This window comes from Paenibacillus elgii NBRC 100335, assembly GCF_004000865.1.
Lineage (GTDB): Bacteria > Bacillota > Bacilli > Paenibacillales > NBRC-103111 > Paenibacillus_G > Paenibacillus_G elgii.
Window position 1 is genome coordinate 44,183 of sequence record NZ_BIMB01000028.1, and the last position, 14,836, is coordinate 59,018.

Consider the following 14,836-nt stretch of genomic DNA (forward strand, 5'->3'; position numbering starts at 1 on the left):
ATTCCGGACTTCCACTTTCAACTTGTCTCGGGGTGCGCGACAAGCCGGTCAAATATGCTTCCCATGCTGGCGCAAGTACCGCTCGATATCGTTGTACATCCCGCCCTGATTGGCGTATTTGACATAGTTTTTGGCCGTCCGCAGCCAGTCCAGCGTCGATGGCTGCACCTCCGCCAGCGCTTCCTCCATATCCCGCATCCGGACCGGACGCTCGACGCCGGTTTCGAGAATTTCCATCAGCACCCGCTCCACCGCACGCTCACATACGTTCGCGATGTCCGCGCCGGAGAAAAATTCCGTCGCCTTCGCCAGCTTGGCCGTGTCCAGCTTCTCGGCGTACCGCTCATGCATCTGCAACGCAAAAATATGCTCTCGCGCTTCCACATCGGGAGGCTCGACGAAGACCAGACGGTCGAACCGGCCGGGCCGCTTCAGCGCATTGTCGACGTCCCACGGCATATTGGTCGCGCCGATGATCAGCAGGTGGTCCGTATCGCTGTCGATACCGTCCATCTCGTGCAGAAACGTATCGACCAAGCCTCTCGTGAGCGAGGACGATTTGGAGCGGTTGAAGCCGATGGCGTCGACTTCATCGAAAAACATGACGCTGGGCCGCTGCGCCCGCGCTTTATCGAACGCTTCCTTCAGATTGCGTTCGCTTATCCCGATATAGGGGTCCAAAATATCCGTAATGTGCACCGTAATAAACTTCGCCCGGCATTCTCCTGCGGTCGCCCGGGCCATGTACGTCTTTCCGCAGCCCGGAGGCCCGTACAGCAGCACGCCGCCGCCCGTCTTCTTCCGAAACTTGGAGAATAAGCCCTGGTTGAAAAACGGGCTGATGATCTTCATCTGGATCGTTTTTTTCAAGTCTTTGAGGCCCGCCACGTGCTCGAACATAATGACCGGAATGTCGGACTTCCGCTCGGAAACCGGTTCCTTGCCGCCGGCCACCACCTGCAAGCCCGGGTGTACCTTCGGACGGAACGCCGTCACTTGCTTGCCCGGAACGCGGCGGACATCCGCCTCGTCTTCATCCGGCCCGTCGTCCTCCGGCTTCCGCTCCCCGAACCGCTCGTCACGCCAGTCCGCACGCTCCTCAAAGCGGTCCCCATGCTCTGCGGCTTCCGGCCCCCGGCCGGAAAAGAGCTCCGTCACGGTGCCGCCGCCGGAAGTGTCCGGCCGGCCTTCGAGCCGGGACTCCGCCGGTGACGGGGTGCTTGCAGCGGCGTCCGCCGGAGCGCTTGCCGCCGCACTCTGCTGCAGCCGCGCCGTCACCTGGGACAATACGGCGACGATTTCGCCGCGCAGGGCACCGTCTTGGGCATACGTTAGGCCCTTGGAAAACGCCTGAATCGCATCGAGCCAGCGTTCCACGGCCTCGTATTCCTTGCCGAGCCAGAACCAGGTCTGCGCATCCTCCGGCTGCTTTTGTGCCATTTGCTCCAGCCAATTGATCTTGTCCATACGCTACCCTCGGATTCTCGTTAATAGTTTCGCCAGCGGCTTGGCCGTCCACGAATAGATTAAGTAAGAAAAATATAGAACGAGCAGCACGATCGTCGCCTGCTCCCATCCGAGTGCCCGGGTCCCCAGCATCGCGCCGAGGCCGACGACGTAGACGACCATGGGGCCGCCGATTTTTTCGACCAGCCGCAGCGGGATGAGTATCGGATGCCGTCCCCAGTCCAGCTCCTCCAACAGCGCCGCAAGCTCCTTATTCGTCGGGTCGAGCAGGAACGCTTGCCGGAAATGGTCGCGGGCTTCCGTCAGACGGTCGCGGTACAGGGCATCCAGCCCGAGATGCACCTCGATGGCGATCTGATCGCCCGACACCTGTATCAGCCGCTCCAGCGAATGGATTTGCTGCAAACGGCTGTCCTTCGTCAGCGCGAACATATAGTGGGAACGCACCACGTAATCGTCCTCCGGGTCCAGCTCGAGCGCCTTCCGCATCAATTGGTCCGCCTTGTCGTGATGCCCCGTCTCCCTGAGGAGCATCGCATAAGACGCATGAACCCGTGCGCTCTCGGGGTTATCACCGAGCGCATCCAGATACGCCCGCTCCGCCTCCACCCAGCGCTTCGTCTTGGTGTAGACGTCTCCGAGCCATTCGAATACTGCTTCTTTATCGTAACCGAGCACCAGAGCTTCCTGCAGATGATCCTCCGCTTCGCGGTAGCGCTCCAGAGAATAGAAGCAGACGCCAAGATAAAAATAATACCGCGCCTGGCCGGGATCGTCAGCCAGCCCTTCCTTCGCCAGCTCGATCACTTTGGCGTAGCGCCGCATGCCCAAATAATGGTCGATTTTCGAATCCAACGCCCTGCTTGCTCTCTCGTCCACGAAACCGCAGCCCCCCAGCCTTAAAGTGCGATCAACAGCACGATCGAAACGATTTCGATCCCGGCGGAAATCAGGCACCATATGATCCCGCTTTTCTTGAGCGGCTCGTTCTCGCCGACGGTCAGCATATGCTGCCGGTACGGCTGGCGGAGCGCCAAATAGTACCCACCGAACAGCAGCAGCTCCGCGGCCCGGGCAATATATTTTACATAAACGCGCTCCAGCTCGATCATGTGATGAAAATAAGCGTAGTAGAAGCCCATTTTGCCAAGATACAGCAGGGCCGCCACGAGGATGAAGCCCCTTAAGACGTTCGGATTCACATGCAGCCAGCGGCCGGTCCGGTTCGCCAGCACGGTAAGCGCAATGACGCCTCCGAAAAACGCGACATAGAATAAATTGCCGATATCGTAGGATTTGGTACGGCGTATCGTTTCCTGCGACAAGCTGGCTTCGTACAAACTCACTTTTAATGCCCCCATCGTTCGAACTTGGTCAGGTTATGTTTCTCTTACCAATATCGGCTGGCGGCTTACAAAAATTTACCCAAATTTCAGGGGCTGGCCTCCTGCGCTTACTCCGCTAACGCACGTGCCGCCAGCCGCTGCAGCGCAACATCGTCCATCGGCGGATTGTGCAGCCCGGCGCGGACGTCGCGGTACATCCGCTCCAGCGGCAGCTTGCGGGACAAGCTCGCGCCGCCCACGATGCGCATCGCGGCATCGACGATCCGGATCGCATGGTTCGTCGCGACGTACTTGACCAGCCCGAGCTCCGGCTTCAGCGCAGGCCGTCCGGCCTCATCCCGGTCCCACCGGTCGGCCATCGCATACAGCAGCGTGCGGGCTGTGATCAGGTCCGCCTCCATCTGGCCGACCTGTTGGCGGATATGGGGAAGCTCCGCGATCGGTCCGGGCAAGCTGTTCGGCCGGTAATCCCGGGCAAAGCCGATCGCAAAATCCCTTGCCGCATGAGCGATGCCAATATAGCATGCGGGAATGTTCAGCAGCCAGCCGTCGCCGTCGTCGACACGCGGCCAGCCCGAGTCCGATCGGCCAAGCAGCTCATCCTCCGGCACGAAAGCATGCTCCAGCACGAGGTCGTGACTGCCTGTTGCCCGCATGCCGAGCGTATCCCACGTCTCTTCCACCCGGATGCCGGGACCCCGCCGGACGAAAAAGACGCCAGTCGCGTCCTCCCCTTCGATTCCGGCCGTTGCCGTAAAATGGTTCAGCACCGGGCTCAAGGTGCTGTAGGTTTTGCGTCCGCTCAGCAGCCAGCCGCCTTCGGTCCGGACCGCCGTCGTCTGCGGCTTCCCGCCCCGGCTCGGACTGCCGGTCGCCGGCTCCGTCCCGAAGTGGTTGATCATCGCTCCCTCGCGCACCACCTCGCCGCAAAATCGGGCGAACAAGGCTTCCGGCCACGACCGGGTGCAGCGGAAATGAAGCATCTGCCCGACATGCCAGCCGACCGCCAGCGCCGTCGAACCGTCACCGCGTGCCAATCGTTCTTGGGCCAGCACGAGCTCGTAGAGCGAAATTCCGTCGCCCCCGTACTCCTGCGGCACGGTTAACCGCAGGTAGCCGCTTTCCCGAAGATCGGCGAAATTATCAAACGGGAAGCTCCCTTCCCGGTCATACTCCGGCGCCCGCTGCGCGAAGCGTGCCGCCAATCGGTCCGCCAACGCGGCAAGTTCAGCCTCACGCTCGCTGCGGATGAACATATCCGACGGTTGATTTGGGTTCATCTGATGCACACCCCTTTTTACTATTATTCATATAAGAATAATATGTTTTGAACCAGGTTAGCCTACGACGAATTTTCCGAACATGTCAACCCGGCTTCTATTTTCAATTATATTATGGATTCATTTGGATGGCATAGCCGCGCGTTAAACTTTCTTGCCTGCATACGAGGAACGAGACGATTGCCATCCTTTGCGAGTACCGGACGCAAGGAGCGCATAGCCGAAGATGCCCGCGACGACGAGCAGCACGCCGATGCCGTGACGCCAAGTCACCTGCTCTTGCAGAATGAAGAACGACAATACGATCGAAGTGACGGGAATGACCGCCGTGAACAGCCCGGAGACCGATCCCGGAACCTTCTTCATTCCAGCGTACCACAGGATGTACCCCAGCACGGTCACGACGACCGCATAATATACAATGTACGACCACTCGCCGGCGGTCAGATGAAGCCCTTCCATCCGTACGACATCGTAAACCGCAAGCGGCAGAAACCACAAAAACCCGAGCGTGCACGAGATCGCCGACAGAAGAACCGGACTGTATTTCCCGGTGAGCCCCTTGCCGATGACCGTAAATAACGCTTCGCTCGCTACGGCGAGGAGGATCAGCAGATTGCCGATCCAGGCAGCCCCCGTCCCCGCCTCCGTCCCGACCGGTTCACCGATGTGCAGAACCACCACCCCGAGGACAGCGGCGGCGACGCCAAGCATGACCGGCGGCGTCAATCGTTCCTTAAGCAGGAGCGCCGAGAGCAAGGCGACGAATACCGGAGTCGTGCTGGTAATGACGCCGCTTTCCGCAGCACCGGTATATTGCAGACCGTACAGCAGGCAGACCGAGAACAGAAACGACCCGCAGAACGACATAAGCAGCATCCGGTATACTTCGCTTTTGACCCATACGGGCTTATTTCCGTCCAAAATAAACCATAAGGCGATCAACAGGGCGGCGGCGATCCCGAAACGGAGAGCGGAAGCGACGAATACGGGGACGGATTGAACGAGCAGCTTTCCGGCGACGACCGAGCTTCCCACGGTCATCATCGATAAGGTCATGGCGGCATAAGCCGCCCAAGGCTTGGACATGGACGAGTTCCTCCTTCTGGTTCACGTGCGGATACTATACCATGCCCTACCCGCTGCGGTTAGAGCCACTGAGCCCCGAATCGGAGGGTACCACTGCGGCCCGCCCGGCGAAAAGTCCCTGTTTTCGTCCGAGAACGGACGAAAGGCCGCCCCGTGGCAAATCTGCTTGCCGGGATGGCCTCTTCGCTTATGCGCCATTTTTTTCTCTAACAAAGGTAATGAAGTCCACATTCACAGGCTCCGTGTCGGTCGCTCTGAGCAAGGCGTTGATTTGGCCGCGGTGATACTGTCCATGCAGAGCCACGTGAGTCAAAATATCCCCGACCGAAGTGTCGAACACTTTGCCGGACTGATTGGTGTAACGGAGAACGCGGTCCCACTCGGCAGCGGTCAGGCCCGCCAAATAAGCGGTGTAATCTTCGTGATTCCTCTCGGCCATCCGGCCGCAGAAGTCCAGATCGGCTTCGGGCCAGACCGTCAGCGCCGAACTGTCCTTGCCCTGCAGCCGGGTCAGCCAAATCCGCTCCGCCTGCAAGATATGGGCGAAAAGCCCAACCGCCTTCGGATGGCTGCCGGTCTCCCCGCTTCTCAATCGTTCCAAGATCCGAAGGTTGGCCCAGTTCAAATGCTCGAACAGCTTTGGAGTGTTTTGCATAAGTCCCACCTCTTATTCGAAATTAGAGTTCCTGCCCTGCCGACCCGCTCAATGCGCGGTAACTGGCTGCGGGGCTTCCTTGCGCGCCGGGTACGGATAAGGCTCCGGCGGCTTGCCATAAATCGTTTGCGAAGGGAATTTGTCCAGCGTGATCACATACGGATGATTGTACACGGTCCGCAGATGCTGCTCGGCGTTGACCTTCCCGTCCATCAGAAATTTGCCGTTCCACGTGTTGAAATACATCCAGCCGACCTTATTTTTTTTGAGCTGCCGGGGGTCCGGGATCGGGCCGTTCTCCAGATAGGCGACCAGCTTTTTGCCGCCGGTCATGTTTACGAGCGTATCGTACACGCTGAGCAGCGGGCTGTAATCCCCGTCCCTGATATACCGGTCCACCCCGATAATGTCGACCTTGTCGTCGCCGGGGTACCAATCCTTCGAATGGATCGTATCGGACGTCGTCCATACCCAAATCAGGTTATCCAGCCCATGGTAGCCGGTAAACCGGTCAAACATCAGATTGTACAGCCGCTTCGCGGTTTCCGGCCCCTTGGCTCCCCACCAGAACCAGCCTCCCTCCGCCTCATGCAGCGGGCGCCAGACGACCGGGATGCCCGCCTGCTTGAAGCGGAGTAGCTTCTCCGCCATCTCGTCGAGGTCCCGGAGCAGCATGCGGTTCTCTTCCGTGCCAGGGGTCACGGCTTTCGCCACGTCGAAGGTCGTCTTGGAAGCGAAAAACTCATGTCCCCCCATCGGCGCCGGCCAATGCCATTCCACGGAAACGATCCCGCCGTACTTCGCCCACTCCAGCGCATTGTCACCAAAATCCGTCGCGGTGAACCCGGCCATGGCCGGCAGCTTCCCCGTGATGCGGTAAATATAGTTCAGCTCCTCGGAGGAGGTGCGCTGCTGGCCGGACAATATGTTTTTCCCGTAGCGGGATGTCATGTAGTCCATCAAAGCCTGCGCTTCGCGCGAGGGCTGCGGCGTAGCAAGCTTTGGCGTTACCTTGGGGATCGCGGGCCGCGGCTGCATCGCTCCGAGCCGGATGTAATCGACGTCGAAGTAGCCCCAGTAGGTGGAAATACGGATCTCATTCTCGCCTTCCTCCAGCTGCACTTGACCGAAATCGATTTCCGTAAACGCTTCCGTCTGCGGAAACAGCTTCTCCCCCGCCGTGCTGCCGTTCACTTCCACATAGTTCGTCTTATCGCCGAACGGCGACGCGTATCCGATCTTGAGCGGGTAGAACCCGTCCGCCTCCACGTTCACCGTAAACCGCACGGCTTCCCCGGCGTGCTCGAAGCCCGTAACATAGCCCGTCCCCGAGAACCCGGGCCGCGTGGCGGCTATGACCGTCCCCTCCGTCCGGGCGTCCTCCGCCTCGTACAGCATGTCGGGAGACGCCGCGGCTGCGGCCCCGCTTTCTTTGCCGGCTGCGCCATACCACAAGCTCAGCGCCAGCACGGCGGCGATACTGATTTTGCCCGCACACGGAATTGCCGTCCATCGCATCTGGGACCCCTCCTGAACTTTCCATACTAAGAGCTTAGCTTGGAAAAAGTCGGAGCGCAACGAAAAAGATAATCGTTTCAATTCTAAAGTTTCATTAATTTTTTATTTACTGCACGCATGGCTATCATTTTGTTTCCTGGCAACACCGATATAATAACCAGATGCTTTCGGCCACTGCCGCAAGACAACATACATTGGACTCAAACTTACAACCGGGAGGAACTTGCATGCTAGAAAAGTGGGTCAATACTTCAATCCGTATCAAACTAACCGTATTATTACTGGTGCTTTCTTTATTTCCCTTGCTGTGCAGCACCATCTTTTTGGCCAATTATTTGACAGCGGAAATTCAAAACGAGACCCGTGACAAAGAGAGAAGTCTGGCCTCATCCAATGTCGGATATATGGAGTATTGGGTGCGTAAACGGACGGAACTCGTACAAGAGATGATCGCAAAAAATCCGGTCTTCAAATCTGGCAATGTCGAAGCGATCAGACCCCTGCTGAAGGCGTTCGGGGAAATCGACAGCGAGGTCGAATACTACTCCTATGTGGACGCCAACGGAATCAGCAATGCCGCCGACGGAAAAACTAGCCAAATTACCGACCGCGATTATTACAAGCAAGCCCGGGAAACCAAGAAGCCCGTCGTCAGCGACATGATCGTGAGCCGCCAAACCGGCAAAAATGTCATCATCTTGCTTGTGCCTATGCTGAACGAAAAGAACGAATTTATCGGCGCGATTTCCACCATACTCAACTCCGAGATTTTGTACGGACTGACGTCAAATATCAAATTCGGGAAAACCGGCTTCGGCTTCCTGGTGACCTCCTACGGCACTGTCGTTACGTTCCGGGATGTGGCAGCCGTCGGCAAAAAAGTCGAAGAGGCGTTCACCGCAGAGCAAGCGGCGGTGTTCCGATCAGACATCTTGGCCAATGAGAGCGGTATGGTGACCTTCGCAGCCGAGGACGGCGAAAATATCGCCGCCTACGATACCGTGCCTTCTACGGGATGGAAAATCATTACGGTCGCTCCGGCCTCCGAAGTGTACGAAGGAATCGCCAAGTCCAAGCTGATCTCTTGGATCTTCATCGCCGTATTCGTAGTCATCAACACGCTCTTGGCGCTGCTCATCTCCAGAGCCAACACGAAGCCGATCGTGCTTCTATCCCAGCTTCTCGAGCGGATTGGAACGGGCGATTTCACAACGCGACTCCCGGTCAAGTCCAAGGACGAAGTCGGGCAGCTGTCTGAGAACATGAATACGATGCTGACTTCGATCGGAGGCATGATCCAGCAGGCCCATGCGACCGCCGAGCATGTCGCGGCTTCCTCCGAGGAGCTGAACGCGATTGCAGACCAGTCGGTCGAAACCTCGAATCACGTCGCCGAGGCGATACAGCAAGTCGTCAACGGCTCGGAGGCGCAAGCGACAGGCGCGGAACAGACATCCAAGGCGATGGAGGAAATGGCCGTCGGCGTACAAAGAATCGCCGAATCGTCTTCCAACGTCTCGGAGCTATCGTTCGCCTCGGCGCAGGAAGCGCGGGAAGGTAACCAGCTTGTCACTTCGGCGATTCGCCAAATGAAGTCGATTCAAGTTTCGGTCGGACAGACGGCATCCGATTTGGCGGCTCTCAACGAGTTGTCCCAAAAAATCGGCAACATCGTCGAAGTCATCGCGGATATCTCGAATCAAACGCAGCTCTTGTCGCTCAACGCCTCCATCGAGGCGGCGCGCGCCGGGGAGCAAGGCCGGGGCTTCGCCGTCGTCGCCAATGAAGTCAAGAAGCTGGCGGAGCAGGCGAAGCAATCCGCCGACGATATCGCCGGTCTGGTGAAAGAGGTGCAGGGCTCGACCCGTGCAGCGGTGACCTCGATGAATCAAGGGGTTGCCGACGTCGGTCAAGGCTCCAAGCTGATCACCGAAGCCGGAGAGCTGTTCCAAAACATTTACGCATCCGTACAAAGCATTTCGGAGCAAATTCAAGAAATTTCTGCCGCCTCCGAGCAAATGTCGGCCGGAACGGAGGAAGTCAGCGCTTCGATGACCGAGCTGGTCACCATCTCGCAAGCTTCCCTCCAGAACGCGCAGGAAATTTTGGCTGCTTCCCAGCAGCAGCTTGCTTCGATGGAGGAAATCTCGTCTTCCTCCAAATCGCTGAGCTCGATGTCGCAGGAGCTCAACGAAGAGCTGCTGAAGTTCAAGGTATAAACGGCAAAATCGGCAGATCCAAGGGTTATCCTCGGAGCTGCCGATTTTTTAATTTTTAGACCAGTTTTCTCTCACAGAGACTAAGTTAAGCGGGTTGTTTGAGACAAAATGAGAGCAAAATTTCTCGGCGACGCATGATTCTATATTTAATTTCGATGTAAGGAAATCGGCGACGTGGAGAAATAAGGAAAATTCTATGCTTAAGTGGCTATAGCAATCGATTGCCATAAAGTGAACATTCACGAATTCTACAAATAATAATAATTTTGTTGAAAATGTCTATATTCACGTCGGTGCACCGTGGTTGTACGATGCTTTTTCCAGATTTTTGATCTCCTCTGGCTTTTGTGTCCTATTGTAAATAAGAGTAAACAGTGAAGCCTACAGCATCCCGGCTGTGTTGCTCTAGATGACGCGCCATCTACGGCGATATTAGGTTCCTGCATGCCATATAATCAATGGGCCACGGCGAGCGACAGCTTCCCCATCGTTTCTTTCCGTGACTGCCGGAGCTCTGAGCGGCCTTGGAGATACGATCAACTACGGCGATACTAAGCTAAGACTTTTTATTCATTTTTTCTAGTTCTTCTAGTATTCGGTTAATTTTTCTGTCTCTTTTTTTATTAGATACGACGAACCAGGTAATCAATATTACTAGGACAAGCAGCGGAATTAATGAAAGTGTTAGACTGAGATAAGCAGGCACCAAGTCCCATTGTTGAGAATTAGACACTACCTCATTACCCATTAAATGTAACCTCCTATAAAATTTGTAATTTGTTGAAAATTAGACTACAATAAAACCTGTAACTATATCCACATTATACCATAGAGGAGAGTAGAAAATGAAAAAAATATCTACACTAGCTTTAATTGCTTCATTGTCCATGTCCTTTGCCGCGGTCGGTTCTGCTGAGGACGCGCTGAAGCCCTCAACCTCGACTCAAGTTCAGGTGAATCAAACTAAACTGAGTCAACGCGACATTGACGGTCTTAAACAAGGTTTCACAGAATTTGGTGTATCGCCGACTACACAAGAAAGCTTGATTAAAAAAATTGAAGCTGGTCAATTAATTGACTCTATCAATCCAGAAATGAAAGATAAGGGTTTTGCCGTTGAAACAACTGCAGAAACAGAAGATTCAATTATTCGCACTACTAAGGTTACCTTTCCGGATGGTTCAGTAAGAGTACAAAATGTCTCAGAGCCGAAACAAACAATTTTTCCTAGCGCCGTTGAAGGTGGCCTCAAACAGTGTGGTAGTGGTTATTGCACTGTTACCGATGCAACTGTTTCCGATTCGGCTGTCGTATTTAAGGCCGATTTCAAGGCTAGCTATACTTTAGTCGATGGCGATTTTAACGATTCTATTAGCTCCGTTAGGGACTACCACATCACAACTTATGGTGGGACGTACTCTAACGCTGACCTCAAGATTGATAAACAAAATGAATCTTTGGAGGGACCTGCTCGTGCATCTTTAAGATTCGCATGGACAGCATGGAATGGCTCGACTACCTCTACTTATTACTTGCACTTATACGTCGGAAATAATAAAGCAACTTCTCAACAAGGCTGATCCTAAAACTTGCCCAAGGTTAGGAACTGTGACCCGACTTGTGGACAATTTTTAGTAGTCATAAGCTTAACTTACTAGCAGATGACCCTGGAATTCATAAGGGGTCATCTTTTTAATGTACATTGATATCGCTCTTAGTCAGCAACACGTAATTTGAACCTCTTCAATAGTCAGGCAACATCTGAAACCAACCTCATCCTTCATGTGACCTAAAAACGATTCCATGGAAGCGTCGTTGGGACTGAGACTGTTTTGGGCCAGCCTTGGCGATAATGCCAGATTGTATGAAAATCTCCCGAAGGTGTCTGTCCCGCGTAGGCTTGTACCGCTACAAATTTGAAAGCAGGCGTGTAGGTAATGATCGAATCGGACAAATGTTGCACATTAAGAATTCGTCTCCAACTTCTGATCTGTCTTTTGTAAATAACCTGTGTTCGACTCACACCTTATCCTTATTCTGAATAAAACATAAATGACCCACAAGAGGGGCACCTTTTTCAAAGTATCCCTCTTGTAGGTCACAATTCATCATTTCACTTGGCAGTTTTTTGCAAGTGCGACAACCCGCCGCTATTGGTTGATATACTTCTCGAATACGAATCCGAAGTCTTTGACTTTATACTGCTTGCGGGCACTAGTCAGCCAATCGAACGCCGCTTGGTTGATTTCCTTGAACTGCCCGGCGGTATCGATGTCGTGCTTGACCACGCGGTTCAAGGTAGAGGACGCCAGTTCGAGACTTTCCTTCGCGTACGCCATCGTCACTTCGTTCTCATGCGTGAGCTCGGAAATCTTGATGAGCGCTTTGTACAAATCTTTGACCTCGGCAATATGCTTCTTATGCACATCGATGGAGAACGCTGCGGACCCGGAGCCCATCGTAAATTTGATTTCGACGTCCAGATCCACCGTTCCGGCCGTTTCCAGCAGAACGTCCGAGATGCTGTAGGTGCTGTAGCTGTAGCGGTGCAGTGTGCGCTTCTTGCTGATGGCGCTCGTGCCGTCCAGATGGATCAGTGCAAGATTAGTGAAGCAGTATTCGTCCGTCTTGGACTTGATAAGGAAGTAAATTTTCTCGTTGTCTTCGTGCATCACATAATCGTCGGAGTCGACCTTGTCGTAATCCTGCGGTTTAATGACCGACCCGATGTCACTGATTCCCAAGATGTCGGCGGCTACTTTCCCAAACATGTCATCATCCCTCTCCCTGGTCTGCTGGATCTGTTCAATCCAACACGATTATATCATTCCGCGCGCTTGAACGATATTCTCCAGCACCCGCCTCGCGATCCTTCATTTACAATTTTCCATCTTTTCGGTAAAATGAATTTACAAGTTAGTTATTCAACTAACTAAGACAGGAGGGATTCACTTGGCCAAGCCCAACGGCATCAGCAAGCAGGAGCTGATCGAGTCTGCGAAACGGTGCATCCGGGACAAGGGCATCGACAAATTGACGCTCAAGGCGGTGGCCGAAGGAGCCGGGGTCACGCAGGGAACCGTCTACTATCATTTCAAGACGAAGGAGCAGCTGCTGTTCGAAATCGTTCAATCACTCTGCGACGCCTCATGGAAGGTTGTGCAGCCCGCTCAAACGGCTGGCGAAGACCGGCTGGCCTCTATTCTTCAAGCGCTGGCCGGGGCCCGCGAGCGCGCCGCTTATCGATCGTTCTACCACACGCTGTTTTTCTCGCTCGTCGTCCACAGCCTTCAAAACGAAGAGATGCTGAAGCAGCTCGGCCGATTGCTGGAGAAGGAAAATGCGCAGGCCGCCGAATTGCTGGACGGGTGGCTGCCCGCTTCCGCCCGCTCCATCGTATCCATGGAAAGCTGGGGGATTCTTGCCAACGCGCTGATGGACGGTCTCGCCCTGCAGGCCTTAATCAATCCGGACTTCGAGTCGGAGAAGATTTATGCGGAGCTGTCGGCGCTCCTTGCCCGAATCGCAGCCGAATGAACACATTAACATTCATTCCAGAAAGGAGGAGGCTTTCGTGCCTTTGTTTGCCGTTATCGGTTTTGTCGTGTGGCTGGCGGCGACCGCCGTCTTTCGCTTATGGGGAGCGGAGCTGCTTGCCCCCCATACCCCTCTGCTGTGGGCCACGTTTATCGGGGTCGTCCCTGTCGTTGCGCTTTTGCTAAAGTTGTCTTTCGCGTGGGGCAAAGCCGCTCCGGCGGAGCGGCCCTTGGCTGCGCTGCTTCTGGCTCTTCCGGGGATGCTGCTGGATATCGTCAGCACAAGCTTTCACACGCTGGTATTTCCCGCCATCCCCGTATCCGGGCTCTATTTATTTTCCGCCTGGCTGCTGTGGGCCTATTCCCTGATTCTGCTTGGGGGCATGCTTCCGGCGCTCCGGGCGAAATTTCGATTATCGCTTAAACACAACGCGCGGTAATGCCGACAGATGAAACGGGAGGCTGCTTTAATCGAGGCCTAAAAGCTTATTCCCCACGGTGCGGTACGCCTGCTATTTCATCATGAGCTTCGGCATCTCGTCGAGCAACCAATCTAAGGTAACCGGATCGTAAAACGACCATTTGTTGCCGACCACATAGGCTTTCCCAGTTTTCACCGCGGGGAGGTTGCGCCATACGGGGCTATTCATGAGCTCCTCCGCCCCTTTTTTGGCGTTCTCGTTATGGTCCAGCGTGACTAGGAAAATCCGGTCTCCGGCATAGTCGGGCAGCGCTTCATTCGAGATCGACTGCCACAGAAGGGTCGGCTTATCTTTAAAAAGAGCCGCCACTTTCTCCGGACGCGAAAATCCGAGCGCATCGTAGAGCGTGGAGCTAAGCCGCTGATTCCCGTACACATAGAGCAGCTTATCCTGGAAAAAGACGAAGGCCGAAGCCGTTTCGCCCTCCTTGATGTAAGGCTTGAGCTGCTCCCGCTTCTGCTGGGCTTTTGCTTTGTACCGGGCCGTCCAGGCTTCCGCTTCCTTGCTTTTTCCCAGCACGTCGCCCATCGTCTTCATTCGCGTAAAAACATCATCCGTATAGCTCACCGCTACGGTAGGAGCTACCTTGGATAAGGCATCCAGGCTAGTCTGCTCCAGAAAATCGGGGACAATAATAAGATCCGGGCTGAGCGAAAGGACTTTCTCCACATTGGGGTTCACTCCCTCCCCTCCGATATCTTCGATCCCCTGCAGCTGATCCTTGGTCAGAATGAGATTGGCATTGATCCAATTCGTAGCGACCGGCTTTACGCCCAAAGAGATCGCCTCGGCGGCATAATATGGACGACGGCCCTTTGAGGGGCGGCCGGAATGGGTACCTCGCGGCCCTTGGCATCTTTAAACAATCGGGTCGCCGCTTCCTTATTGGCAGATTCTTGGCCTTGCCCGGCAGCGTCCGGAGTGCCCGTAGTACTGGCGCAAGCCAGCAGCAGAGAGGCCATCAGAATCAAGGCGCCGATTAGGGAAATCACTTTTTTGACAGACAGCATAATTTCCTCTCATATGAGATTGATAATCATTATCATATCCGACATCTTACATGACTCGCACCGGTCCGGCAACGGATATTTTCAACGATCGGACTAGCTCCACAGGCTGGTATTCCCCGCATCCCCGCATCCGGGCGAGATTTCCAATAATGTCTAAACAAAACGCAGAGCAATGCCGACAATTAGAAATGAGCCTTGAATACACGGCACATTATTCATCATGAGAAAAGGAAC

The 14,836-nt window shown here is 54.8% G+C and carries 14 protein-coding genes; 4 read left to right on the forward strand and 10 right to left on the reverse strand.

From position 1 onward, the window contains the following. Positions 1 to 48: 48 nt before the first annotated feature. The 7 genes from PEL01S_RS20190 to PEL01S_RS20220 all read right to left on the reverse strand — a co-directional run bounded on the left by PEL01S_RS20190 (position 49) and on the right by PEL01S_RS20220 (position 7,355). A complete protein-coding gene (locus PEL01S_RS20190) occupies positions 49 to 1,467 on the reverse strand; it encodes an ATP-binding protein (protein ID WP_127461582.1) in 1,419 nt (472 codons plus the stop codon). 3 nt (positions 1,468 to 1,470) lie between these two features. Further along, on the reverse strand, positions 1,471 to 2,346 hold the full coding sequence (locus PEL01S_RS20195) for a tetratricopeptide repeat protein (RefSeq protein ID WP_163768050.1): 876 nt from the start codon (positions 2,344 to 2,346) through the stop codon (positions 1,471 to 1,473). 20 nt (positions 2,347 to 2,366) lie between these two features. Next, on the reverse strand, positions 2,367 to 2,813 hold the full coding sequence (locus PEL01S_RS20200; protein WP_127461584.1) for a hypothetical protein: 447 nt from the start codon (positions 2,811 to 2,813) through the stop codon (positions 2,367 to 2,369). A 107-nt stretch (positions 2,814 to 2,920) separates the two neighbouring features. Further along, positions 2,921 to 4,093: an acyl-CoA dehydrogenase family protein gene (locus PEL01S_RS20205; RefSeq protein WP_127461585.1), complete on the reverse strand. Its 1,173-nt coding sequence runs from the start codon at positions 4,091 to 4,093 to the stop codon at positions 2,921 to 2,923. A 144-nt stretch (positions 4,094 to 4,237) separates the two neighbouring features. After that, positions 4,238 to 5,182 (reverse strand): DMT family transporter, encoded by a 945-nt coding sequence (locus PEL01S_RS20210; RefSeq protein WP_127461586.1) that lies wholly within the window; start codon positions 5,180 to 5,182, stop codon positions 4,238 to 4,240. Positions 5,183 to 5,369: 187 nt separating this feature from the next. Next, entirely contained in the window at positions 5,370 to 5,837 is a 468-nt protein-coding gene (locus PEL01S_RS20215) for a DinB family protein (protein ID WP_063179165.1), read from the reverse strand. Between the two features lie 48 nt (positions 5,838 to 5,885). After that, on the reverse strand, positions 5,886 to 7,355 hold the full coding sequence (locus tag PEL01S_RS20220; RefSeq protein WP_127461587.1) for a glycosyl hydrolase: 1,470 nt from the start codon (positions 7,353 to 7,355) through the stop codon (positions 5,886 to 5,888). A 227-nt stretch (positions 7,356 to 7,582) separates the two neighbouring features. Between PEL01S_RS20220 and PEL01S_RS20225 the strand changes: the two genes are divergently transcribed. Continuing rightward, a complete protein-coding gene (locus PEL01S_RS20225) occupies positions 7,583 to 9,574 on the forward strand; it encodes a methyl-accepting chemotaxis protein (protein ID WP_063179162.1) in 1,992 nt (663 codons plus the stop codon). A gap of 845 nt (positions 9,575 to 10,419) precedes the next feature. Next, positions 10,420 to 11,154, forward strand: a complete 735-nt coding sequence (locus PEL01S_RS20230; RefSeq protein WP_127461588.1) for a DUF5626 family protein — start codon at positions 10,420 to 10,422, stop codon at positions 11,152 to 11,154. A 570-nt stretch (positions 11,155 to 11,724) separates the two neighbouring features. Here the strand turns inward: PEL01S_RS20230 and PEL01S_RS20235 are convergent. Beyond that, a complete protein-coding gene (locus PEL01S_RS20235) occupies positions 11,725 to 12,345 on the reverse strand; it encodes a PH domain-containing protein (protein ID WP_127461589.1) in 621 nt (206 codons plus the stop codon). Between the two features lie 181 nt (positions 12,346 to 12,526). On the opposite strand from PEL01S_RS20235, the gene PEL01S_RS20240 reads away from it, so the two are divergent. Beyond that, the gene (locus PEL01S_RS20240; RefSeq protein WP_127461590.1) at positions 12,527 to 13,111 is read left to right on the forward strand and encodes a TetR/AcrR family transcriptional regulator; all 585 of its coding nucleotides are present in this window, start codon (positions 12,527 to 12,529) and stop codon (positions 13,109 to 13,111) included. A gap of 37 nt (positions 13,112 to 13,148) precedes the next feature. Then, the gene (locus tag PEL01S_RS20245) at positions 13,149 to 13,550 is read left to right on the forward strand and encodes a DUF5367 family protein (RefSeq protein ID WP_127461591.1); all 402 of its coding nucleotides are present in this window, start codon (positions 13,149 to 13,151) and stop codon (positions 13,548 to 13,550) included. A 72-nt stretch (positions 13,551 to 13,622) separates the two neighbouring features. Here PEL01S_RS20245 and PEL01S_RS20250 read toward each other — a convergent pair whose 3' ends face one another. Next, positions 13,623 to 14,369, reverse strand: coding sequence for an ABC transporter substrate-binding protein (locus PEL01S_RS20250; protein WP_163768053.1), 747 nt, complete (start codon positions 14,367 to 14,369; stop codon positions 13,623 to 13,625). Further along, on the reverse strand, positions 14,360 to 14,602 hold the full coding sequence (locus PEL01S_RS20255; protein ID WP_127461593.1) for an ABC transporter substrate-binding protein: 243 nt from the start codon (positions 14,600 to 14,602) through the stop codon (positions 14,360 to 14,362). Before PEL01S_RS20255 ends, PEL01S_RS20250 begins: the two co-directional genes overlap by 10 nt. Positions 14,603 to 14,836: the final 234 nt, after the last annotated feature.

Bases quoted from the DNA above. Each gene is read 5' to 3' on its own strand.
- PEL01S_RS20190 (WP_127461582.1), bottom strand. From the start codon at position 1,467: ATGGACAAGATCAATTGGCTGGAGCAAATGGCACAAAAGCAGCCGGAG.
- PEL01S_RS20205 (WP_127461585.1), bottom strand. From the start codon at position 4,093: ATGAACCCAAATCAACCGTCGGATATGTTCATCCGCAGCGAGCGTGAG.
- PEL01S_RS20210 (WP_127461586.1), bottom strand. From the start codon at position 5,182: ATGTCCAAGCCTTGGGCGGCTTATGCCGCCATGACCTTATCGATGATG.
- PEL01S_RS20215 (WP_063179165.1), bottom strand. From the start codon at position 5,837: ATGCAAAACACTCCAAAGCTGTTCGAGCATTTGAACTGGGCCAACCTT.
- PEL01S_RS20220 (WP_127461587.1), bottom strand. From the start codon at position 7,355: ATGCGATGGACGGCAATTCCGTGTGCGGGCAAAATCAGTATCGCCGCC.
- PEL01S_RS20225 (WP_063179162.1), top strand. From the start codon at position 7,583: ATGCTAGAAAAGTGGGTCAATACTTCAATCCGTATCAAACTAACCGTA.
- PEL01S_RS20230 (WP_127461588.1), top strand. From the start codon at position 10,420: ATGAAAAAAATATCTACACTAGCTTTAATTGCTTCATTGTCCATGTCC.
- PEL01S_RS20235 (WP_127461589.1), bottom strand. From the start codon at position 12,345: ATGTTTGGGAAAGTAGCCGCCGACATCTTGGGAATCAGTGACATCGGG.
- PEL01S_RS20255 (WP_127461593.1), bottom strand. From the start codon at position 14,602: ATGCTGTCTGTCAAAAAAGTGATTTCCCTAATCGGCGCCTTGATTCTG.